Source organism: Microbispora rosea (assembly GCF_900156315.1).
Lineage (GTDB): Bacteria > Actinomycetota > Actinomycetes > Streptosporangiales > Streptosporangiaceae > Microbispora > Microbispora rosea.
Genome location: NZ_FTNI01000008.1, coordinates 87,215 through 107,633, shown reverse-complemented (window position 1 = coordinate 107,633; position 20,419 = coordinate 87,215). Strand labels below are relative to the sequence as shown.

The following is a 20,419-nucleotide window of genomic DNA, read 5'->3' as shown; positions in this document are numbered from 1 at the left end:
GAGCACCGCGCTGGACAAGGCCTCGGCCGCGCCCGAACTGCCGGCCCTCGTCCGGGGCTCCGTTCGCGATGCCGGCCCGCGTCCGATTCCCCGGGCCGCGTCAGGAGCTGAAGTCGCCCGCGGCGACGCGCAGGGTCCTGAGCAGGCCGAACATCTCGTCCAACTCGGCGTCGTCGTACATGCCCATGCAGAAACCCGCGTTCATCAGGTCGGCCGTGGCCCGCCGCACGATGTCCCGGCCCTCGCCGGTGATCTCGGCGAGCACGCCGCGGCCGTCCCGCGGGTTGCGCATGCGGCGGACCAGGCCGGCCCGTTCGAGGCGGTCCACGGTGTTGGTCACGCTCGTCGGGTGCACCATCAGCCGCTCACCGATCTTCGACAGCGGCAGCGACCCGGCCCGGCTGAACGTGAGCAGCACGAGCGCCTCATAACGGGCGAAGGTCAGGTCGTACGGCTTGAGCAGCGTGTCCAGTTGCGCCAGCAGGATCTGATGGGCTCTCATGATCGAAGTGACGGCCGCCATGGCGGACGACGGCCCGAACGTCGAACGCCACGTCTCGGCCGCCCGCTCGATCGGGTCGAACGGGAGCTTGAGCGGCCGGGGGCCACCCGTGGGCGATGGCTCTGAGCTGGGCGGAACGGACACAGCGTTATACGGTAGCGCGACGCCGGCCAAGATCGACCAGTGCACCGAGCGTAACCGGATTCATTCCTTGACCCCAGAACTCCCCCCGTACGGGTCACGCTCCGTTATGGTTGCCACGTCGAAAGGTGAGGCGGCGGCAAACCCGGCGGCACGGGGAACCCCGTCTGCTAGAGGACGTCTCGCGGACGGGGGTCCGCGGGGAGACGCGTCCGACGGCGGGCGAGGCGAGGCCGGCCGAACGAACCAGCGCCACGGGGAACGGCGTGGGTTCGCGCGCACCGCTCACACAGACACGGGGGAGATTCTCAATGGACAGCATCGCTGTCCCGGCGCCGCATGCGCGCCGGACTTCTGCGGCGTGGCCAGGGGCCGCGCCCTGCTGTGGGTGAGCATAGGGGCGGTTCACGCGGAGAGCTGAGACACGGCGCGCTGGTCGCGGCGACCGTGCTGTTCGTGCTCGCGCTCGTCGCCGCGTGGAGCGTCCTCATTCCCGGTTTCATGGACTGGGACGACATAGTGGCGGCCGTCATCGGCTCGCTGCGCCTGACGGGGCCGCTCGGAGCCGCGTTCGCGGCCTGGGTCGCGTTCCGCAGGCGCCGCGCGGAGAAGGGCCGTGTCCTGACGCCGTGGCGGGCCGCCAGGGCGCCGCTGTCGATCATCGCGGTCGTCACCGGCTCCTTCGGGGCCACCGTGCTGCTGCTCGGGCTGCGCGCCGCGCTGACCGGGCAGGGCGGGCCGCCGCTGCCCGGCGGTCTCGCGATGTCCGTCGCCGGGCTGGGACTGTACGTCGTGATCGGCTGGATCCTCGGCTGGCTCGTGCCGGTCGTCGTCGTCCCACTGATCGCGGGAGCCGGGACGTTCGGGCTGTTCACATGGCTGGCCACCGGGCCCAACTGGGCCGACCGGCTCACGCCCGCCACAAGGGAGCCGTACGACCTGCTCTCCGGCGTCAGCGAGACCGCCTACGCGGACCAGACGCTGTGGCTGCTGGGACTCAGCACCGCGCTGTTCCTCGGATGGGTGGCCCTGGTGACCCGGCGGACGCTGGCGCTGGCCGCCGCGGTGATCGCCGTGCTGGCCGCCGGGACCGGCGCCGCCCGGCTCGTCACCGTGCCGCAGACGATGACGGTGAGCGAACGCCTCGTCTGCCAGGAATGGCCGATCAGCGTCTGCGTGCATCCGTCGCTGCGCGGTGGCCTGGCCGAGCTCGCCACCGTGTTCACCACGCTCGCGATAAAGCTGGACGGCACGCCGGCCGCCTTCAAGCGGGTCGAGCAACGGGAGTACGGCGAGGACGACTCCGCGGGGCCGGGAGTGGTCGTCGTGCACATCGACGGCCTCGGGTCCGGGTACGCCCAGCGGGCGGCCGCCGATTTCCTCGACCGTCTGGCCCACCCGTGCCCGGGAACCCTGGCCGCGGGCTACCGGGCCATCGTCATCGCCTGGCTGCGGGACGTCTCGCTGCCCGGGGGACCCTTGCGCGAGCACCGCGAGGCGGCCCTCTGGTTCTCCGAGCTGAGCAACGCCCAGCGGCACGACTGGCTGCGCATGTTCTACTCCGACTTCGTCTCCTGCGGCCTGCAGGCGAAGCACTTCGGCGGCGGCACCCATCCCGCCGTCCCCGTCGCGTCGGGTTATCCGGTGAACCCCACCCCCGGGTACGCGCCGGGCTATCCGGTGGAGCCGTCTCCTTCGGGTATGGCCGTCGCCACCGGCATGCCGACCGGCCCCGGCACCGGCTGGGAGCCGGGCTCGGACCCGCGCGGCGGCGAGATCGGTCCGGGTTGGATCAGCCCGAGTCCGGCCGCCCCCGTGTGGCCGTCTCCCGCCGCGAGTCCCGCGGGCCAGGGCACCGTTGGTCAAGGCCCCGCCGGGCAGGGCCCGACGGGTCAGAGTCCGACGGGTCAGAGTCCGACGGGTCAGAGTCCGACGGGTCAGAGTCCGACGGGTCAGGGTCCGATGGGCCGCCCGGGTTATCCGGGCCGGTGGGACATGCCGAACCGCGAAGTCTCCCGGAGAGGCCGTCCCTGGGCCCCGGTCCCCGGGCGGTCGCCGCACCCCTGGCGGCCGGGAAGGGCCGGCCGGCCCGGTGACCCCGCATTTCCTGACCGGCCGGGCACGCAGGAAAGGCCCGGTGCCGGCGCTCCCGGCGCTTCCGGTGCTTCCGGTGCGCAGGCACGCCCGGGCGGCGTCGGTGCGAGCCCTTCACCCGCCCAGGACCGCGCCGGCCGCTCGGGTCCCGGCCCGCAGGCACGGCCCGGCGCGAGCCCCTCGGCCGTCCAGGACCACCGGCCAGGCCGCCGTCGGTCCGGCGGCACGGTTCCCGGCCGGGACGGGCACGACGGGCGCTCCGGACGCACCGCGCAATCCGGGGGGCCTGACAGCGGTCGAGCCGGCGGTCACGCGGACTCTGCCCCGCCTGCCACTGGCGAAAGCGACGCCCGCGACGCGAGCTCCGAGGACGACCCCGGCGTTATGGGCGTACCCGGCACGCTCCTGGCGCCCGCCGCATAGTGCCCGCACCTGGAGAGCGAGGACGAGCAGCCGCCCCGCCCGCATGGTCCCCTCGCGCGGGGCAGAACCGGGCCGGCGCGGCAGGCCGCAGGACCTGCGGGCAGTCCCGCGCCCGGGCACCGGGCCGGGCGTGCGTGTGGCGGCGGAAATCCGCTGGCGCGGCGTGAACGTGGAGCGGCGTGAACGTGGAGCGGGCACCCGCCCGGACACCGCCGCGGGCGTGAGCGTGGCGGCGGAAACCCGGCCGTCACCAATCGGGGCGTGAGCGCTGCCGCGGAGGCTTGTCCGGCCATCGGTCCGTATAAAAGGCAGGTTTGGGATGTCCGAAGCATGCCCTGTGAACAGAAATGATCTTGTCGTGCGTGAGATCCCGGGAATACCGGGAAGATTCCCCCCGTGGACCGTCAGACCCGTCCCTCGTTCGCGCCGGCCGACTCCGGCGCCGCCGCCACCGACGCCACGGCGAGCGCCGGGGCCCCCGCCCCCCGCTCCCGGCGCGGGTGGCGGGTGCTCGCCGGCCTGCTGTTCGTGGTCCTGCTGCTCGTGGTCGGCGCCCGGCTGACCTTGTCCTGGCTCAATCCGCTGGGCGAGCAGACCATCGACCGCAGCGGGCCCGCGCTGCTCCGTTCGGTGCAGAACCTGAGCCGCTTCGAGGCCGCGACCGGCGACTTCCAGGTCATCGTCGACCTGGAGAAGGACGCCAAGTTCCTCCCGGACGCGATCAAGGGCTCCCGCACGCTCTTCGTGGGCGCCGGCACCGTGGACGCCTACGTGGACTTCTCCACGCTGCCCAAGGACGCCTTCACGGTCTCCCCCGACCGCACGGCGGTGACGGTGCGGCTGCCGCACGCCGAGCTGGAGAAACCCAACCTCGACAACAAGCGGTCGTACGTCTTCGCGCAGGAGCGGGGCATCTTCGACCGGATCTCCGACTTCCTGTCGTCGTCTCCCCAGAACCAGCAGGAGCTCTACGTGCTGGCCGAACGCAAGATCGCCGATGCCGCCGCCGCCGGCGATCTGCGTTCCCGGGCCGACCAGAACTCCAAGGCCATGCTGGAGGGCATGCTGAAGTCCCTCGGCTTCACGAGGGTCACGGTCAAATACACCGGTGAGCCCTGACCCGTCGGCCGCCGCGACGCGAGAGCCGTACGGGCCGGGCTCGGTCCGGCACCGTAGCGGCCCGATGCCTCAGCGCAGACCGGCGCCACTGCACGGCCCGGCGCCTCAGCGCACGGTCGCAACTCAACGCAGGGCGGCGATGAGGTCGTCGGCGGCGGCGTAGGGGTCGGTCTCCGCGCCGAGCAGCCGCTCGGCGAGCGCGTCGAGGCGGTCACCGTGGAGCACGGCGAAGCGCGACCGGAGCTGGGCCAGCGCGATGGCCTCGATCTCGTCGCGCGCCCTGGCCAGCCGCCGCCTGCGGGCCTCGCCGGACTCCTCCAGGTATGCCTGGTGCTTGTCCAGCGCGGCCAGCAGGTCGTCCGCGCCCTCGCCCTTGGAGGCGACGGTCGTGACGATCGGGGGCCGCCAGGGCGTCTCTACGAGGCCCGTCATGTTCCGCAGCTCCCGCACGGTCGTCTGGACGCCGTCGCGGTCGGCCTTGTTCACCACCAGGACGTCGGCGACCTCGAGGATGCCCGCCTTGGCGGCCTGCACGCCGTCGCCCATGCCCGGCGCGAGGATGACGACGGTCGTGTCGGCCAGGCGGGCGATCTCCACCTCGGCCTGCCCGACGCCGACCGTCTCGACGAGGATCACGTCGCACCCGGCGGCCTCCAGCACGCGCAGCGCCTGCGGCGTGGCCCACGCGAGCCCACCCAGGTGCCCCCGGCTCGACATGCTGCGAATGAAGACGCCGGGGTCGGTCGCATGGTCCTGCATGCGTACGCGGTCGCCGAGCAGGGCGCCGCCGGTGAACGGGCTGGACGGATCGACCGCCAGCACCCCCACCGTGCTTCCGCGCCTGCGGAACGCCCGGATGAGCATGCCGGTCGAGGTCGACTTGCCGACGCCGGGAGAGCCGGTCAGGCCGATGACCCTGGCGGGGCGCGGCCGGGCGCCGCCGGTGGCGAGCTCGGCCATCGCCTCGCGCAGCGCGCGGCTCGACGCCGCGGACGCCGCCCGGTCTCCCCCGGCGGAAACACCGGCCTGCGCGGCGTTTTCGGCGTTTTCGACGGCGTTCTCCACCAGCGAGATCAGCCGCGCCACCGCGCGCGGCCGGCCCTGCCGCGCCTGGCCGACAAGCTCACGGACGTCCACCTGCGACTCCGATCAGGCGCCGGACGCGGGAACCCGGATGATCAGCGCGTCGCCCTGGCCGCCGCCGCCGCACAGGCCGGCCGCGCCGAGGCCGCCGCCGCGCCTCTTCAGCTCGTGGGCCAGCGTCAGCACGATCCGGGCGCCGGACGCACCGATCGGGTGGCCGAGCGCGATGCCGCCGCCGTTGACGTTGACCTTGTCGAGCGGGACGCCGAGCTCCTTCACCGACTGCAGCACGACCTGGGCGAAGGCCTCGTTGATCTCCAGCAGGTCGAGCTCGCCGGCGGTCAGCCCCTGCTTGGCCAGCGCCTGCTTGATGGCGTTGGCGGGCTGGGACTGCAGCGAGTTGTCGGGCCCGGCCACGTTGCCGTGCGCGCCGATCTCGGCCAGCCATTCGAGGCCCAACTCCTCTGCCTTGGCCTTCGACATCACGACCACGGCGACGGCGCCGTCGGAGATCTGGGAGGCCGACCCGGCCGTGATGGTGCCGTCCTTGGTGAACGCCGGCCGCAGCTTCGCCAGGGTCTCGGCCGTGGTGTCCTTGCGGATGCCCTCGTCGGCGGAGAACAGCACGGGATCACCTTTGCGCTGCGGCAGCGGCACCGGAACGATCTCGTCGTCGAACAGGCCCTTCTCCGTCGCCTCGGCGGCGCGCTGGTGCGACCGCGCGGAGAACTCGTCCTGCTCCTCCCGGGTCAGGCCGAGCCTGGCGTTGTGCCGCTCGGTCGACTCCCCCATCGCGATCTGGTCGAACGCGTCGGTGAGCCCGTCGTAGGCCATCGCGTCCAGGATCCCGGTGCTGCCGTACTTCACGCCCTTGCGCAGACCGGGCAGCAGGTGCGGCGCGTTGGTCATCGACTCCATGCCGCCCGCGACGACAACGTCGAACTCCCCCGCCCGGATGAGCTGGTCGGCCAGCGCGATCGCGTCGAGGCCCGACAGGCAGACCTTGTTGATGGTGAGGGAGGGCACGGTCATGGGGATGCCGGCCTTGACCGCCGCCTGGCGCGAGGGGATCTGGCCGGCCCCGGCCTGGAGCACCTGCCCCATGATCACGTACTGGACCTGGTCGGGGGAGACACCCGCGCGCTCCAGCGCTGCCTTGATCGCGATCCCGCCCAGTTCGGCGGCGGACAGGTCGGAGAGCGAGCCGAGGAGCCGTCCGATCGGTGTGCGTGCTCCGGCGACGATGACGGAACCAGACATTGAGACCCTCCACTACGAGATCGGGGCGACGGTGTCACCATACCCATGAGTAGGACGGCCGCCCGGGAGCGGGCGGCGGCACGCTAACGGCGAAGGGAGACGGCGATGCTGCTGCGGATCGATCACGTGGGCGTGGCCTGCCACAACCTGGAAGAAAAGATCGAGTTCTACGAGTCCGTCTTCGGCCTGACCGTCGTCAGCCGGGAGGTGAACGAGGAACAGGGCGTCCGCGAGGCCATGCTGCACGTTGCCGACGGCGACCAGGGCGCGTCTTATGTCCAGCTTCTCGAACCCCTGCACCCCGACACAGCGGTGGGCAAGTTCCTCGCCAAGCGGGGCGAGGGCGTGCATCATATCGGGTACGGCGTGGCGGACGTCACCAAGGCCCTGGAGGAGATCGGGGCGAAGGGCGTGCGCCTGATCGACGAGCGGCCCAGGCACGGGTCGATGGGAGCCTCGATCGCGTTCCTGCATCCTAAGGACGTGGGAGGGGTTCTCACCGAGCTCGTCGAGACGTCCAGGCGCTAGGCAAACGCAAGAAACGTTCATACGTAACAAGTCGCGCAGAAAGTCGGAGGGGGCCTCCAAGGCGGCAGTACCGGAGTACGCTGGCGTACCACCGGACGTGGACGCCAAACCGGCTTCCCCGCCTCGGAACCGACCCCCCGTCCGGCCCCTGTAGCCGTCTCGACAACCAGGATCGAGCCTCATGCAGTCCGACATCGACGCCCAGCTCAACAACTTCTTCGAGGACGCCCCATCTCGCGAATTCGACGTGGTGCTCCGGGGTTATGACCGGCACCAGGTCCACGACCACCTGAAGACCCTCGACACCGAATTGCGTCAGGCCAAGGAACAGGTCGGCGCTCTTCAGCGGGAGCTGTCCGACTCGCAGCGCCAGCTCCAGGAGCAGGAGCGGCCGACGTACTCTGGTCTCGGCGCCCGCATCGAGCAGTTGCTCAGGCTCGCGGAGGAGCAGGCCACCGAGCTCGTCCAGGCGGCCCGGTCGGAGGCGAACGAGATCCGCGCCGCCGCCAAGGTGGACGCCGCCGACCTGCGGGCGGCAGCGGAGAACGAGGCGGCGGAGAAGCGGGCGCTGGCGGCGCGCGAGGCCGAGGAGATGCGCAGCACCGCCGAGCGCGACGCGGAGGAGATCCGGTCGACGGCCAGGCGTGAGTCCGACGAGCTGACCGCCACCACCGAGCGCGAGGTCGCCAAGATCCGCGCCACCGCCGACCACGAGGTCGCGGAGAAGCGGGCCGACGCCGAGCGCGAGATCGCCAAGCTGCGCACCACGACCGAGCGCGAGGTGGCCCAGCTGCGGGCCTCCACCAAGCGCGAGCGCGACGAGGTGCTCACCACCGCCAAGCGTCAGGCGGACGAGATGCGGGCTCAGGCGCAGCGGATCCTGGAGGAGTCGGAGGCCAAGCGCGCCCAGGACGAGGCGGAGTTCGAGATCCAGCTCGCCGCCCGCCGCGAGGACGCCGAGCGCCAGGAGGCCGAGCGGCACGCCACCGCCCAGGCCAACACCCAGAAGCTGGTCGCCGAGGCCGAGCAGCGCGCCGCCACCGCCGAGCAGCGGGCCGCCAAGGCCACGCAGCAGGCCGAGCAGACCCGCCGCGAGGCCGACACCCACGCCAAGCAGCTGCTGGCCAACGCCCGCAAGAACGCCGACCAGCTTGTGGCCGACGCCAAGACCAGCGCCGACACGATCGTGACCGAGGCCAAGAACGAGGCCGAGCGCACCCGTACGTCGATGCAGCGCCAGGTGGACGAGCTCACCCGCCAGCGCGACAGCATCACCAGCCACCTCGCCCAGCTCCGCCAGCTGCTCGGCGGCGCCCCGCTGCCGGGCATGGACCCGGAGCCGGCGCCCGTCACCGCGGCCCCGCCGAAGCCGGCCCTGTCGGCTCCGCCGGTCGTGGAGAAGCCGTCCGTACCCGCCACCCCGGCCGTCGAGCCGATCAGCTCCACCAAGAGCGACGACGACGCGGAGTGGTGGCAGGAGTAGTCACTGGCGCAATCGGGGAGTCTGACGGCTGAACGAACGGGGCCCGGCACCGCCGGGCCCCGTTCTCATGTCCGCACTCCGCCCCCGGCCCGACCGGGGACCTCCGGCTCAGTCGAGGGACTTGACGAACTCCGCGACGACGCGGTTGAACGACTCGGGCTGCTCGATGGCGGACAGGTGACCCGCCTTCTCGATGACGGCGAGCCGCGCCTGCGGGATGGCCTCCGCCATGGCCTGGGCGTCCGGCAGCGGCGACAGCTCGTCCTCGTCGCCCACCACGACCAGCGCCGGCACGGCCAGGGACCGCAACGTGCCGAACGCGTCGGGCCGCGCGGCCATCGCCCGCTGGGCCCACGCGACGGCCGCGGGCGGCGCCGCCTGGACGAGCCCGCGGACGCGCCCGAGCACCATCCCCCTGCGCTCCTTGGTGGTCGCGCCGAGCATCGGGGGCAGCGACTCGGTCACGAGGACGCCCGTGCCGCTCTCCAGGACCGCCGCGGCGATCCGCTCCCTGTTCGCCCTGGCCGGCTCGGGGTCGGCCTGGGCCTTGGTGTCGGCGAGGATCAGGCCGCGTACGCGGTCCGGGTGGCGGCGGCACAGCGCCATCGCCACATAGCCGCCCATGGAAAGGCCGCCGACCACGGCGCGGTCGACACCTTCCTGGTCGAGCAGGTGCGCCACGTCGTCGGCCATGAGGTCGACCGAGGGCTCGTCGTCACCGAGCATCGTGCCACCGAAGCCGCGCAGGTCCGGGGTGATCACCCGGCAGACCGGCGCGAGACCCTCGCGCTGGGCGAGCCACATCGCGGAGGACAGGGGGAACGCGTGGAGCAGGACGACTGGCAGGCCGCTCCCGGCGGAACGCGAGTAGAGCTGCATCAGGTCACGGTAACGCGCCGCGCGCCCGCCGCCGCCGTTCGTCACCGATTCGCGACCCCAGCGGCCCGCCCCGTCGCGCTCAGACCGTGGTCGGCAGCGGCGCGGCGGGCGGGTTCACGCGCTTGACGATCTCGTTCAGCACGATCCGCACGTACGGCTCGCCGACCCACAGGTGCTTGGCCCCCTCCACGCCGACGACCTCCGCCTGCGGCGCCGCCGCGAACCGGTGTACGGCCTCTTCCGGCTGCAGGTAGTCGTCGTGCTCCGGCACCAGGGCCACCAGAGGGCGGCCGAACTCGCCCCAGGCGACGAGGTCCTTCTCACCGGCCCGCTTCAGCGGCGGCGACAGCAGGATCGCGCCCCGCACGATCGGGTCCCGGCCCCACTTCAGCGCCAGCTCCGTGCCGAACGACCAGCCGACGAGCCAGGGATTCGGCAGGTCGTGGAAGTCGGCGTACTCCAGGGCGGCGGCGACGTCCCACCGCTCCGCCTCGCCGCCGTCGAAGGACCCCTGGGAGGTGCCCCGGTCGGAGGTCGTGCCGCGGGTGTTGAAGCGCAGCACCGCGATGTCGGCGAGCGCGGGCAGCCGGTAGGAGGCCTTACGCAGCACGTGGCTGTCCATCATCCCGCCGTGGGTGGGCAGGGGATGCAGGCAGACCAGCGTCGCCACCGGTGGCCGGCTCTCCGGCACGGCCACCTCGCCGACGAGGGTCAGCCCGTCGGCCGTCTGCAGCTCGATGTCCTCGCGCCGGGCAGGCAGCACCGTGGACGCCCTGATGTCCATTCCCACTCCGAAAGCTCGTGTCAGTAACGGCTGCGGCCCGGACCGCGGTTGGCCCGGTTGCGCCAGCACGTGGTGTGCCAGTGCCGCCGCTCGTCCTCTCCCCCGGACCAGGCCGGCCAACTCACCACATGCGGCAGCCCGGGCCTGATCTCCTGCTCGCACCCCGGGCACCGGTACGCCTTGCCCTGGGCGGCCCCGGAGACGTTGCGGACGACCCACTCGCCGTCGTGCGCGCTCTCCACGCGGTCCACCCCGGCCACCTGGGGGCCCATCGGCCGTACGGCACTGCCGTCCGGACGTTCGAACGGGCCGCGGCGGCGGGCACGGCGGGGACTCACGGCAGGCATCCTTCCGGGGGGTTCATGTCAGGCAGAACGGGAGATGACGGCCCATTCTTCCAGCACCGGCTCGAGCGGCGTACGCGCGGATGCCCCGGCACGCGGGCCGTGACGAGCCCCCGGGCCCGGCGGCTCCGAGCGCCTTCGACGTCCGCGCCATGCCGGACAGTGTCCCAGAACGCCGCCGGACCTCCGTAACCCCGGTAGGGTTGGCGCACATGCGGCTGGTCATCGCGCGGTGCAGCGTGGATTATGTGGGACGGCTCACCGCCCATCTCCCCATGGCCCCCCGGCTCATCCTGATGAAGGCGGACGGCTCGGTCTCCATTCATGCGGACGACCGGGCGTACAAACCCCTGAACTGGATGAACCCTCCCTGCAAGGTCCGCGAGGAGACGATCGACGGCGTGCTCACCTGGTCGGTCGTGCACGGCAAGACCGGTGAGAAGCTCGTGCTGACGATCGAGGAGGTCCTGCACGACTCCAGCCACGAGCTGGGCGTCGATCCGGGCCTGCGCAAGGACGGCGTCGAGGCGCACCTGCAGGAGCTGCTCGCCGAGCACATCACCACGCTCGGGGACGGCTGGACGCTGGTGCGCAGGGAGTACATGACCGCCATCGGCCCCGTGGACATCCTCTGCCGCGACCACCTCGGCGGCGCGGTCGCCGTGGAGATCAAGCGGCGCGGCGACATCGACGGTGTGGAGCAGCTCACCCGCTACCTCGAACTGCTCAACCGCGACCCGCGCCTGGCCCCGGTCAAGGGGATATTCGCGGCGCAGGAGATCAAGCCGCAGGCCCGCGTGCTCGCCGCCGACCGCGGCATCGACTGCGTGACGCTCGACTACGACGCCCTGCGCGGCATCGAGCCGGAGAACCCGACCCTGTTCTGATCCCGGCCCGTGCCCCCCGCCGGTTGTCCTCCGAAAGGAGGACAACCGAGTCCACCGGCCGTTGGTGTTCCACGAGCCGCACGGACGCGAATCTTGAGTCATGACGACAGCGGTGAGAGTGCGCGGGCTGGCCAAGCGCTACGGCGACGTGCAGGCGGTCGGCGGCATCGACCTCGACATCCGGGCGGGCGAGGTGTTCGCGATCCTCGGCCCCAACGGAGCCGGGAAGTCCACCACGGTGGAGATCCTGGAGGGCTACCGGCGCCGGGACGCCGGTGAGGTGAGCGTCCTGGGCACCGACCCGGGCCGGCCGACGCGCGAGTGGCGGTCCCGGATCGGCGTGGTGCTCCAGACGGCCAACGACGTGGCCGAGGCGACCGTGCGGGAGACGATCCGGCACTTCGCGGGCTACTACCCGAACCCGGCGGACCCGGACGAGGTGATCGAGCGGGTCGGCCTGACCGACAAGGCGGGCAAGCGGATCAGGCAGTTGTCCGGCGGCCAGCGGCGCCGGATGGACGTGGCTCTGGGCGTGATCGGCAACCCGGAGCTGCTGTTCCTGGACGAGCCGACCACAGGCTTCGACCCGGAGGCGCGCCGCCGGTTCTGGGAGCTGATCCAGGACCTGGCCCACCAGGGGACCACGATCGTGCTGACCACCCACTACCTGGACGAGGCCGAGGCGCTGGCCAACCGGGTGGCGGTGGTGGCCCGCGGCCGGATCGTCGCAGAAGGCACGCCCGCGACCCTGGGCGGACGGGCCACCGCCAAGGCCACGGTCCACTGGGCCGGCGGTTCAGAGGAGACCGACACTCCGACGAAGACCGTGCTGGAGCTGAGCCGCCGCTTCGACGGCGAGATCCCCGAGCTGGCCGTGATCCGGCCCTCTCTGGAGGACATCTACCTCCGCCTCATCGAGGGCTGAGTCGCCGCCGGGCACAGCCGCCCGCCCGCCCGGCGGCGACTCCTCCCGGCTCACCCGAGGTATGCGTACTCCCGCGTAGGACGGGCCCCTTCTTCCCTCCCGCCGGTGGTCGATCCCGCCGGCCCCCCATACAGCCGAGGACTGCTGACTGCCATGACCGAAATCGCCGCACCGAGGGCCGCGACGGCCGCCCCCGCCCGAATGCCTTCCACTCTCCGCGTGGGACTGTCCCGGGCGGCCCTGGAGACGAGGATGTTCTTCCGGGAGAAGGACGCGGTCCTGTTCACCTTCTCGTTCCCGATCATCCTGCTAATGATCTTCGGGTCGATCTTCTCCGACCAGATGGAGGGAACCGGGCTGAGCGTCTCCCAGCTCTACGTGGCCGGACTCATCGGCTCGGCCACCATGACCGGTTTCCAGAACCTCGGCATCGGCATCGCCATGGACCGGGAGGACGGCACGCTCAAGCGGCTGGCCGGGACGCCGATGCCGCCCGCGGCGTACTTCATCGGCAAGGCGCTGAACACGCTGCTCGTGTCCTTCCTCCAGGTGGCCATCCTGCTGGCCATAGGGGTGGCGATGTTCGACCTGGAGCTGCCCTCCGCCGCATCGAGCTGGCTGACCTTCGCCTGGGTGTTCGTGCTCGGAGTGCTGGGGTCGTCGCTGCTCGGCGTCGCGGTCAGCAGCCTGCCCAGATCCGGCAAGAGCGCGGCCGCGGTGATCACGATGCCGTTCGTGGTGCTGCAGTTCATCTCAGGGGTGTTCATCCCGCTCAGCCAGCTTCCCGACACGCTGGCGCGGATCGCCTCGTTTTTCCCGCTCAAGTGGATGTGCCAGGGTTTCCGATCGGTCTTCCTCGGTGACGCCGGTGCCACACTGGAGCTCGCCAAATCGTACGAACTTGGCCGGGTCGCCCTCGTCCTGGGCGCCTGGCTCGTTGGAGGGCTGGTGCTGTGCCTGACGACCTTCCGCTGGAAGGGGCGGCGCGACGGTTGAGCGGACCGGCGGAAGGGCCGCACCGCCGCGCGCGGCCCATCCGCCTGTTCACCCGTAAGAGCCGGGACCCGGCCGGGCCGCATGTATGGCACCGGCGGCTCGGCTGGGAGCTGCTGCTCGCCGTCTCGACCTTGCTCCCGGCCGTGTTCATCGCGGTGGAGGACCTCCCCCCGTGGCAGCGGATCCTCGCCGCCGGGTCGCTGGCCGCGATCCCCCTGCTCTACCTGTTGTTCGGCCGGCCCGCGATCAGGAACGGCGACCGGCGCCGGGGGGTCGTCTACATCGTCCTGCTCGTCGCGTTGTTCACCCCGGCCGTGCTCATCGAGCCATCGGCGTCGATAGCGCTCTTCGGGCTCTGCTCGCAGTGCTTCATGGTGCTGCGGGCGCGCTGGGCGATCGTCGGCCTGATCGCGCTGAACCTGCCCCTGGCCGTGCGCTACGTGGTGCAGGAGGACCAGCGAAGCTCGTTCAACTTCCTGACCATCATCATCACTGTGATCTTCTTTTCTTCGCTCTTCGGCATCTGGATGGAGCGGATCATGGAGCAGAGCGAGGAGCGGGCCGCGCTCATCCATGAACTGGAGGCCCAGCGGGCCGAGGTGGCCCGGCTCTCGACCGAGCACGGAGCCATGGCCGAGCGGGAGCGCCTGGCCGGGGAGATCCATGACACCCTGGCTCAAGGGTTCACCAGCATCATCATGCTGCTCCAGGCGGCCGAGGCGCAGCCGGACCCGTCCCGCCACCTGGCGCTGGCCGTACGGACCGCGCGGGAGAACCTGGCCGAGGCCCGAGCCCTGATCAGCGCACTCAGCCCGGCCCCGCTCGACGGACCCAGCCTGGACGAGGCGTTGCTCCGGCTGACCGACCGGCTCGGTGAGGAGACCGGGATCGTCACAGGCTTCTCTGTCACCGGCGAGCCGCGGCCGCTACCCCGCCCGGCGGAGGTCGTGCTGCTCCGGGCGACCCAGGAGGCCCTGGCCAACGTACGCAGGCACGCGGAGGCGGGCCGGGCCGAGGTCACGGTGGCCTACCGGCCGGAGTCGGTCGCCCTGGGGGTCCGCGACGACGGGCGCGGCTTCGACACCGCGGCCACCCCCGGGTACGGCCTGCGCGGAATGCGCGCTCGCGTCGAGCAGGCCGGCGGTTCCGTGACGGTGACGAGCTCGCCCGGCGCGGGCACCCTCCTGGAGGTCGCCCTGCCGAGCGGCCCGGCCCGTCCCGGCGCCACTCTCCCCGGCGCCACTCTCCCCGGCGCCACTCTTCCCGGGGCCACTCTTCCCGGGGCGACGGCGACCGCGGCGGCAGCCGCCGCGGGACCGGCCTCCGTCCCTCCCGCCCGTACGCCGCCTGCCGCGGTAACAGCCGACGCCCACCCCACCGAGCCCGGAGTGTGACCCGATGCTGCGCCTGATGATCGTCGATGACCACCCCGTTGTGCGCGAAGGACTGCGCGGCATGCTGGAGTCCGACCCCGGGGTCACCGTGGTGGGCGAGGCGGCCTCGGGAGACGAGGCGGTGGCCCGGGCCCGGGAGCTCACACCCGACGTGATCCTGATGGACCTGCGGATGCCGGGCGGCGACGGGGTGAGCGCGACCACCCGCATCCTGGCGGACCGGCCGGAGAGCCGGGTGATCGTGCTGACCACCTACGAGGCCGACCAGGACATCGTGCGCGCGGTTGAGGCCGGGGCCGCCGGCTACCTGCTGAAAGACACCTCCCGGGCGGATCTGCTGGCCGCGATCGTCTCGGCGACGCGGGGCGAGACGGTGCTGTCGCCGTCCGTGGCGACCCGGCTGGTGACCCGTATGCGGGCGCCGGTGACCGAGACGCTGTCCCGGCGCGAAACGGAGGTGCTGGCCCTGGTCGCGCGGGGGCTGACCAACGCCGAGATCGGCAAGGCGCTGTTCATCAGTGAGACCACGGTGAAGACGCATCTGCTGCGGGTCTTCACGAAACTCGGCGTCTCCGACCGCACCGCCGCGGTGACGACCGCCCTGGCGCGCGGGCTGCTGTAATTGCCGATGCAATTGCAGCGCGGTCGATGTATCCCAATTGGTAAGCGTGCTGACCCCTTGACGGCCATGTCAAGCTAATGAGCGTCTTTGGCATAGCCCCAAAGTGCTTATTTCTCAGCACTTCCACAAAAAGGATCTTGCGTTCATAATGGGGACTTCTGGGGGGACCATGACAGGGTGAGGTGAAAAGTGGCGGGACGGGACTATCGGGGGATGTCGGCTGCCGAAAGGCTTGCAGACAGGAGGGAAAGGCTCATATCGGCCGCATACACCCTGTTCGCCCAACCCGGCTTCCACGCCACCACCATCGAGAGGCTGTGCGCGACCGCGCGCATCTCCAATCGCGCCTTCTACGAATGCTTCTCCAGCCGTGAGGATCTGATGCGCGCGGTTTACGAGCGATGCATCGAGGAGACGCTGAGGTCGGTCAGCGAGGCCATCGACATGGCCCCGCCCACTCTCGACGACCGAATCGTCGCCGGCATCGCCGAATACATCCGCTTCGTCACCAAGGACGTGCGACGCGCCCGTCTCATGCACCTGGAGGTCCGGCGCGCTGGCAACGTGCTCAGCGGCGCCCGTCAGCAGGCGGTGGCGTCGTTCACCAAGGTCATCGAGTCCTCGGCGCGGGGCGCGGCCCGCACGCCTCCCCTCGACCTTCACCTGCTGGCGCTCGGCCTCATCGGCGCGATCACCGAGTTACTCATCGAGTGGGTGATGACAGAACCGTCCCCGCCCACGGAGCAGCTGATCGAGACCGCCGTGTACATCTTCCGCCGCACCTTCTCCTCCGGCGGTCCCCTGGCGGCCTCCGCCCAGTGACCTGGCGGGCTCCGCCCGGTGAAGCGGAGCGCGGCGACTACGCTGAGCCGCATGACGCGAGCCGACAACGACACGCCGGTCGTCCTGTCCAAGATCTACACGAAGACGGGCGACGACGGCACGACCGCACTGGGCGACATGAGCCGCACCCGCAAGACCGATCCCCGCCTGGCCGCCTACGCGGACGTGGAGGAGGCCAACGCCGCCATCGGCGTCGCGCTCGCCACGGGCGGCCTGTCCGAGGACGTCACGGCCGTCCTGAGCCGGGTGCAGAACGAGTTGTTCGACGTCGGCGCCGACCTGTGCACCCCGGTCGTCGAAAAGTTGGAATTTCCGCCGCTGCGGGTCGAGGAGCCGTACGTCGCCTGGCTGGAGGAGCAGTGTGACCGGTTCAACGCGGAGCTGAAGCCGTTGCGCAGCTTCATCCTGCCCGGGGGCGCACCCGCCACGGCCTTCCTCCACGTCGCCCGCACGGTCGTACGGCGGGCCGAGCGGTCCGCCTGGGCGGCGCTGGAGGCGCACGACGACGTGAACCCGCTGACGGCCAAGTACCTGAACCGCCTGTCCGACCTGATGTTCATCCTCTGCCGCGTGGCCTCCGCGGGCGACGAGATCCTCTGGAAGCCCGGCGCCACCCGCTAACCCCCCGCCCCACGGGCGTGATCTTGTAGTTTGTCGCAGCGACTCCGCGTGACCTGCGGGGGGACCGTTCGTGATCAAGCAGAAAAGTCGCCACTAGGCCGGCAACCTGCATCGAAGCACTTCGTGATCTTGCAATTGCATCATCACGATGCGCATAAGTGCAGGTCGGACTGCCTTCTGTACGTCCTCGTGCACGATCACGGAGCGAATCACGCCAGTTCAGAGGGCACGCCTGCGACAACCTACAAGATCACGGCCTGAGGGAGGGGGTTAGGCGGCGTCGAGGTGGGCGCTGGGCGGGGCGGATTCGAGCCAGGCGAGGAAGCCGGTGAGGGCGTCCTCGCTCATCGCGAGGGACAGCGGGCCTCGCTCGGCGGAGCAGACGACGGTCCAGTAGCCGGCGGGCCCCTCACCCGTGTCGAGCATCCTCCGGCTGGAAACGGTGAGGCCGCGCCTCGCGATAGCGTGGCGCGGCCTCAGGCCGAATCCCAGGAACGGGATCCAGTGGAGCTCTCCCCCTACGTAGCGGGCGACCCCGCTCTTCCAGCCCCCCTGGCCGTCCCGCAGCCGGCAGACGATCGTGCCCCGGGCCCGGGCCAAGGCGAACCCCCGTAGGACGAGGAGCGCGGCCACGGCGAAGACGCCCGCGAGTATCTCAAGCGCCGCCAATGCCGCCCTCCTCTTCTTGTCAGACCTCTTCGCCGGCCGCCCGCAACCGGGCTGCCGCACGCTTGGCCTGCAGTCGTGCGTCCGCGTCCTCCTGGTCGGCCTCGATCGAGGCCTGAGCACGCTGCAGCGCGTCCTTGGCCCGCGCGACGTCGACCTCGGAGCCGAGCTCGGCCGCCTCCGCCAGGATCGACACGTCGTTGTCGGCGACGGAAATGAATCCGCCGTGCACCGCGGCCACGAGGTCGCCTTCGTTACCGCGCTTGACGCGCAGCACTCCGCCCTCGACGAGGACACCGAGAACGGGAGCGTGGTTCGGCATAATACCGATCTCGCCGTCCACGGTCTTGGCAATGACCATGTCGGCCTCGCCCGTCCAGATCTCACGTTCCGGCGACACGACGCCCACGCGAAGCTTTGCCACTTCTCAGCTCCCTTTCGACGGACGCCTGTACGGCGCGGCCGCGGCCGTGCCGTACAGGCGTCGAAGGCGTCCTAGCGCTCGAGTTCCTTCGCCTTGGCGATGGCCTGCTCGATGCCACCGACCATGAAGAAGGCCTGCTCGGGCAGGTGGTCGTACTCGCCGGCGCACAGGCCCTTGAACGACGCGATGGTCTCGTCCAGCGGCACGAACTCACCCGGCTGGCCGGTGAACGCCTCGGCGGCGTACATCGGGTGGGACAGGAACCGCTCGATGCGGCGCGCCCGCTGAACGGTGACCTTGTCCTCTTCGGAGAGCTCGTCGATGCCCAGGATGGCGATGATGTCCTGCAGTTCCTTGTACTTCTGCAGGATTCGCTTGGTCTCCTGGGCGACCGCGTAGTGCTCCTCACCGATGATCTGCGGGTCGAGGATCCGCGAGGAGGAGTCGAGCGGGTCCACCGCGGGGTAGATGCCCTTCTCCGAGATCGGCCGGGACAGAACGGTCTGCGCGTCGAGGTGCGCGAACGCGTTGTGCGGCGCCGGGTCGGTGATGTCGTCCGCGGGCACGTAGATCGCCTGCATGGAGGTGATCGAGTGACCGCGGGTGGAGGTGATGCGCTCCTGGAGCACGCCCATCTCGTCGGCGAGGGTCGGCTGGTAACCCACGGCGGACGGCATACGGCCGAGCAGCGTGGACACCTCCGAACCCGCCTGGGTGAAGCGGAAGATGTTGTCGATGAACAGCAGCACGTCCTGCTTCTGCACGTCGCGGAAGTACTCCGCCATGGTCAGAGCGGACAGCGCCACCCGCAGACGGGTGCCCGGGGGCTCGTCCATCTGGCCGAAGACGAGCGCGGTGTCCTTGAGGACGTCCGCCTCCTCCATCTCCAGCCACAGGTCGTTGCCCTCACGGGTGCGCTCGCCGACGCCCGCGAACACCGAGGTGCCCGAGAACTTCAGCGCGACGCGGCGGATCATCTCCTGGATCAGAACGGTCTTGCCGACGCCCGCGCCGCCGAACAGACCGATCTTGCCGCCCTTCACGTACGGCGTGAGCAGGTCGATGACCTTGATGCCGGTGGGCAGCATCTCCGTACGGGCCTCGAGCTGGTCGAAGGCCGGGGCCGGACGGTGGATCGGCCAGCGCTCGTTGACCTGGATGGAGGCCTTGTCGGCGTCGAGCGGCTCGCCGAGGGCGTTCCACACGTGGCCCTTGACGGAGTCGCCGACGGGCACCGAGATCGCCGCACCGGTGTCGGAGACGGCGGCGCCGCGCACGAGGCCGTCGGTCGGCTGCATGGAGATGGCCCGGACGATGTTGTCGCCGAGGTGCTGGGCGACCTCAAGGGTCAGGGTCTTGGTCTCGCCGCCGAGCGCGACGTCGACGGTGAGCGCGTTGTAGATGTCCGGCATGGCCTCGACGGGGAACTCCACGTCGACGACCGGACCGGTGACGCGGGCGACACGGCCCACGGTGGTCTCAACAGTCTGTGCGGTCATTTCACTCTTTCCCCGCTGCGGCGTCAGCCAGCGCGTTCGCGCCACCGACGATCTCGCTGATTTCCTGGGTGATCTCGGCCTGACGCGCCTGGTTCATCTGCTGGGTGAACACGCGGATGAGCTCGTTGGCGTTGTCGGTGGCCGACTTCATCGCGCGGCGCCGGGCGGCGTGCTCGGAGGCGGCCGACTGGAGCAGCGCGTTGTAGATGCGCGACTCGATGTAGCGCGGCAGCAGCGAGTCGAGCACGTCACCCGCCGTCGGCTCGAACTCGTAGTAGGGCGGGATGCCCTCCGGGGGCGTCTCCGCCTCCTCTACCTCGAGCGGCAGGATCCGCTTGACGATCACGTTCTGCGTCAGCATCGAGACGAACCCGGTGTAGACGACGTGGATCTCGTCGATCCCGTCCTCCGCCTTGAACGCCGTGATGAGCGCGTCGGCGATCTCCTTGGCGTTGGCGTACGACGGGTTGTCGGAGAAGCCGTCCCACTCGCCGAACATCTCCCGGCTGCGGAAGCGGTGCCAGGTGAGGCCCTTGCGGCCCACGACGTACGGCCTCACGGCCAGGCCGCGTCCGGTCAGGTGGCCCTTCAACGCCTCGGCCTCACGGAGGATGTTGGCGTTGTAGCCGCCGGCGAAGCCGCGGTCGCTGGTGACGATCAGGACGCCGGCCGTGGCCGGCTGCTCCTTGGCCACCGTGAGCGGGTGGTCGACGTTCGTCGTGTTCGACAGGACCGCCGACACCGCATGGGTGATCTCCCGCTCGTACGGCACGGCCGCCTGCATCCGCTGCTGCGCCTTGACGATCCGCGACGAGGCGATCAGCTCCTGCGCGCGGGTGATCTTCGCGGTGGACTTGACCGACTTGATCCGCCGCCGCAGCTGTCGAAGCTGGGCACCCATG

The 20,419-nt window shown here is 70.9% G+C and carries 21 protein-coding genes; 11 read left to right on the top strand and 10 right to left on the bottom strand.

Annotated features, from left to right (window positions below):
• Positions 1-100: 100 nt before the first annotated feature.
• Positions 101-646, bottom strand: coding sequence for a MarR family winged helix-turn-helix transcriptional regulator (locus BXA11_RS13790; RefSeq protein WP_051762351.1), 546 nt, complete (start codon positions 644-646; stop codon positions 101-103).
• A gap of 381 nt (positions 647-1,027) precedes the next feature.
• On the opposite strand from BXA11_RS13790, the gene BXA11_RS13785 reads away from it, so the two are divergent.
• Both BXA11_RS13785 and BXA11_RS13780 read left to right on the top strand, forming a co-directional pair.
• The gene (locus BXA11_RS13785) at positions 1,028-3,160 is read left to right on the top strand and encodes a hypothetical protein (RefSeq protein WP_143734249.1); all 2,133 of its coding nucleotides are present in this window, start codon (positions 1,028-1,030) and stop codon (positions 3,158-3,160) included.
• Between the two features lie 396 nt (positions 3,161-3,556).
• The gene (locus BXA11_RS13780) at positions 3,557-4,279 is read left to right on the top strand and encodes a DUF4230 domain-containing protein (protein ID WP_239105002.1); all 723 of its coding nucleotides are present in this window, start codon (positions 3,557-3,559) and stop codon (positions 4,277-4,279) included.
• A 123-nt stretch (positions 4,280-4,402) separates the two neighbouring features.
• Here the strand turns inward: BXA11_RS13780 and meaB are convergent, their stop codons facing one another.
• Both meaB and BXA11_RS13770 read right to left on the bottom strand, forming a co-directional pair.
• Entirely contained in the window at positions 4,403-5,416 is a 1,014-nt protein-coding gene (gene meaB / locus BXA11_RS13775) for a methylmalonyl Co-A mutase-associated GTPase MeaB (protein ID WP_076434844.1), read from the bottom strand.
• Between the two features lie 12 nt (positions 5,417-5,428).
• Positions 5,429-6,622, bottom strand: coding sequence for an acetyl-CoA C-acetyltransferase (locus BXA11_RS13770; RefSeq protein ID WP_076434843.1), 1,194 nt, complete (start codon positions 6,620-6,622; stop codon positions 5,429-5,431).
• A 105-nt stretch (positions 6,623-6,727) separates the two neighbouring features.
• Here BXA11_RS13770 and mce point away from each other — a divergent pair, with 105 nt between their 5' ends.
• Positions 6,728-7,150, top strand: a complete 423-nt coding sequence (gene mce, locus BXA11_RS13765) for a methylmalonyl-CoA epimerase (RefSeq protein ID WP_030510471.1) — start codon at positions 6,728-6,730, stop codon at positions 7,148-7,150.
• A 181-nt stretch (positions 7,151-7,331) separates the two neighbouring features.
• Positions 7,332-8,633 (top strand): DivIVA domain-containing protein, encoded by a 1,302-nt coding sequence (locus BXA11_RS13760; protein ID WP_030510472.1) that lies wholly within the window; start codon positions 7,332-7,334, stop codon positions 8,631-8,633.
• Between the two features lie 108 nt (positions 8,634-8,741).
• Here the strand turns inward: BXA11_RS13760 and BXA11_RS13755 are convergent, their stop codons facing one another.
• The 3 genes from BXA11_RS13755 to BXA11_RS13745 all read right to left on the bottom strand — a co-directional run bounded on the left by BXA11_RS13755 (position 8,742) and on the right by BXA11_RS13745 (position 10,643).
• Positions 8,742-9,512: an alpha/beta fold hydrolase gene (locus BXA11_RS13755; RefSeq protein ID WP_030510473.1), complete on the bottom strand. Its 771-nt coding sequence runs from the start codon at positions 9,510-9,512 to the stop codon at positions 8,742-8,744.
• 79 nt (positions 9,513-9,591) lie between these two features.
• Entirely contained in the window at positions 9,592-10,296 is a 705-nt protein-coding gene (locus BXA11_RS13750; RefSeq protein WP_076434842.1) for an alpha/beta hydrolase, read from the bottom strand.
• A 20-nt stretch (positions 10,297-10,316) separates the two neighbouring features.
• Positions 10,317-10,643: an ATP/GTP-binding protein gene (locus BXA11_RS13745; RefSeq protein WP_342201618.1), complete on the bottom strand. Its 327-nt coding sequence runs from the start codon at positions 10,641-10,643 to the stop codon at positions 10,317-10,319.
• A gap of 209 nt (positions 10,644-10,852) precedes the next feature.
• Here BXA11_RS13745 and nucS point away from each other — a divergent pair, with 209 nt between their 5' ends.
• The 7 genes from nucS (at position 10,853) to BXA11_RS13710 (ending at position 16,928) form a co-directional block, all read left to right on the top strand.
• On the top strand, positions 10,853-11,527 hold the full coding sequence (gene nucS, locus BXA11_RS13740) for an endonuclease NucS (protein WP_076434841.1): 675 nt from the start codon (positions 10,853-10,855) through the stop codon (positions 11,525-11,527).
• 100 nt (positions 11,528-11,627) lie between these two features.
• A complete protein-coding gene (locus tag BXA11_RS13735; RefSeq protein WP_030510477.1) occupies positions 11,628-12,452 on the top strand; it encodes an ABC transporter ATP-binding protein in 825 nt (274 codons plus the stop codon).
• A gap of 219 nt (positions 12,453-12,671) precedes the next feature.
• The gene (locus tag BXA11_RS13730; protein WP_239105003.1) at positions 12,672-13,448 is read left to right on the top strand and encodes an ABC transporter permease; all 777 of its coding nucleotides are present in this window, start codon (positions 12,672-12,674) and stop codon (positions 13,446-13,448) included.
• On the top strand, positions 13,406-14,842 hold the full coding sequence (locus BXA11_RS13725) for a sensor histidine kinase (protein WP_159454775.1): 1,437 nt from the start codon (positions 13,406-13,408) through the stop codon (positions 14,840-14,842). The genes BXA11_RS13730 and BXA11_RS13725 overlap by 43 nt, the downstream gene beginning before the upstream one ends.
• Positions 14,843-14,846: 4 nt before the next feature.
• Complete coding sequence (locus tag BXA11_RS13720) at positions 14,847-15,464, top strand: response regulator (protein ID WP_030510479.1); 618 nt, start codon at positions 14,847-14,849, stop codon at positions 15,462-15,464.
• A gap of 213 nt (positions 15,465-15,677) precedes the next feature.
• Positions 15,678-16,286: a TetR/AcrR family transcriptional regulator gene (locus tag BXA11_RS13715; protein ID WP_076434838.1), complete on the top strand. Its 609-nt coding sequence runs from the start codon at positions 15,678-15,680 to the stop codon at positions 16,284-16,286.
• A gap of 51 nt (positions 16,287-16,337) precedes the next feature.
• The gene (locus tag BXA11_RS13710; RefSeq protein ID WP_030510481.1) at positions 16,338-16,928 is read left to right on the top strand and encodes a cob(I)yrinic acid a,c-diamide adenosyltransferase; all 591 of its coding nucleotides are present in this window, start codon (positions 16,338-16,340) and stop codon (positions 16,926-16,928) included.
• Between the two features lie 270 nt (positions 16,929-17,198).
• Here the strand turns inward: BXA11_RS13710 and BXA11_RS13705 are convergent, their stop codons facing one another.
• The 4 genes from BXA11_RS13705 to BXA11_RS13690 all read right to left on the bottom strand — a co-directional run bounded on the left by BXA11_RS13705 (position 17,199) and on the right by BXA11_RS13690 (position 20,418).
• Entirely contained in the window at positions 17,199-17,597 is a 399-nt protein-coding gene (locus tag BXA11_RS13705) for a DUF2550 domain-containing protein (RefSeq protein WP_030510482.1), read from the bottom strand.
• 19 nt (positions 17,598-17,616) lie between these two features.
• The gene (locus BXA11_RS13700; RefSeq protein WP_030510483.1) at positions 17,617-18,018 is read right to left on the bottom strand and encodes a F0F1 ATP synthase subunit epsilon; all 402 of its coding nucleotides are present in this window, start codon (positions 18,016-18,018) and stop codon (positions 17,617-17,619) included.
• 71 nt (positions 18,019-18,089) lie between these two features.
• Complete coding sequence (gene atpD / locus BXA11_RS13695) at positions 18,090-19,517, bottom strand: F0F1 ATP synthase subunit beta (protein WP_030510484.1); 1,428 nt, start codon at positions 19,515-19,517, stop codon at positions 18,090-18,092.
• Between the two features lies 1 nt (position 19,518).
• Positions 19,519-20,418: a F0F1 ATP synthase subunit gamma gene (locus BXA11_RS13690; protein WP_030510485.1), complete on the bottom strand. Its 900-nt coding sequence runs from the start codon at positions 20,416-20,418 to the stop codon at positions 19,519-19,521.
• Between the last annotated feature and the right edge of the window lies 1 nt (position 20,419).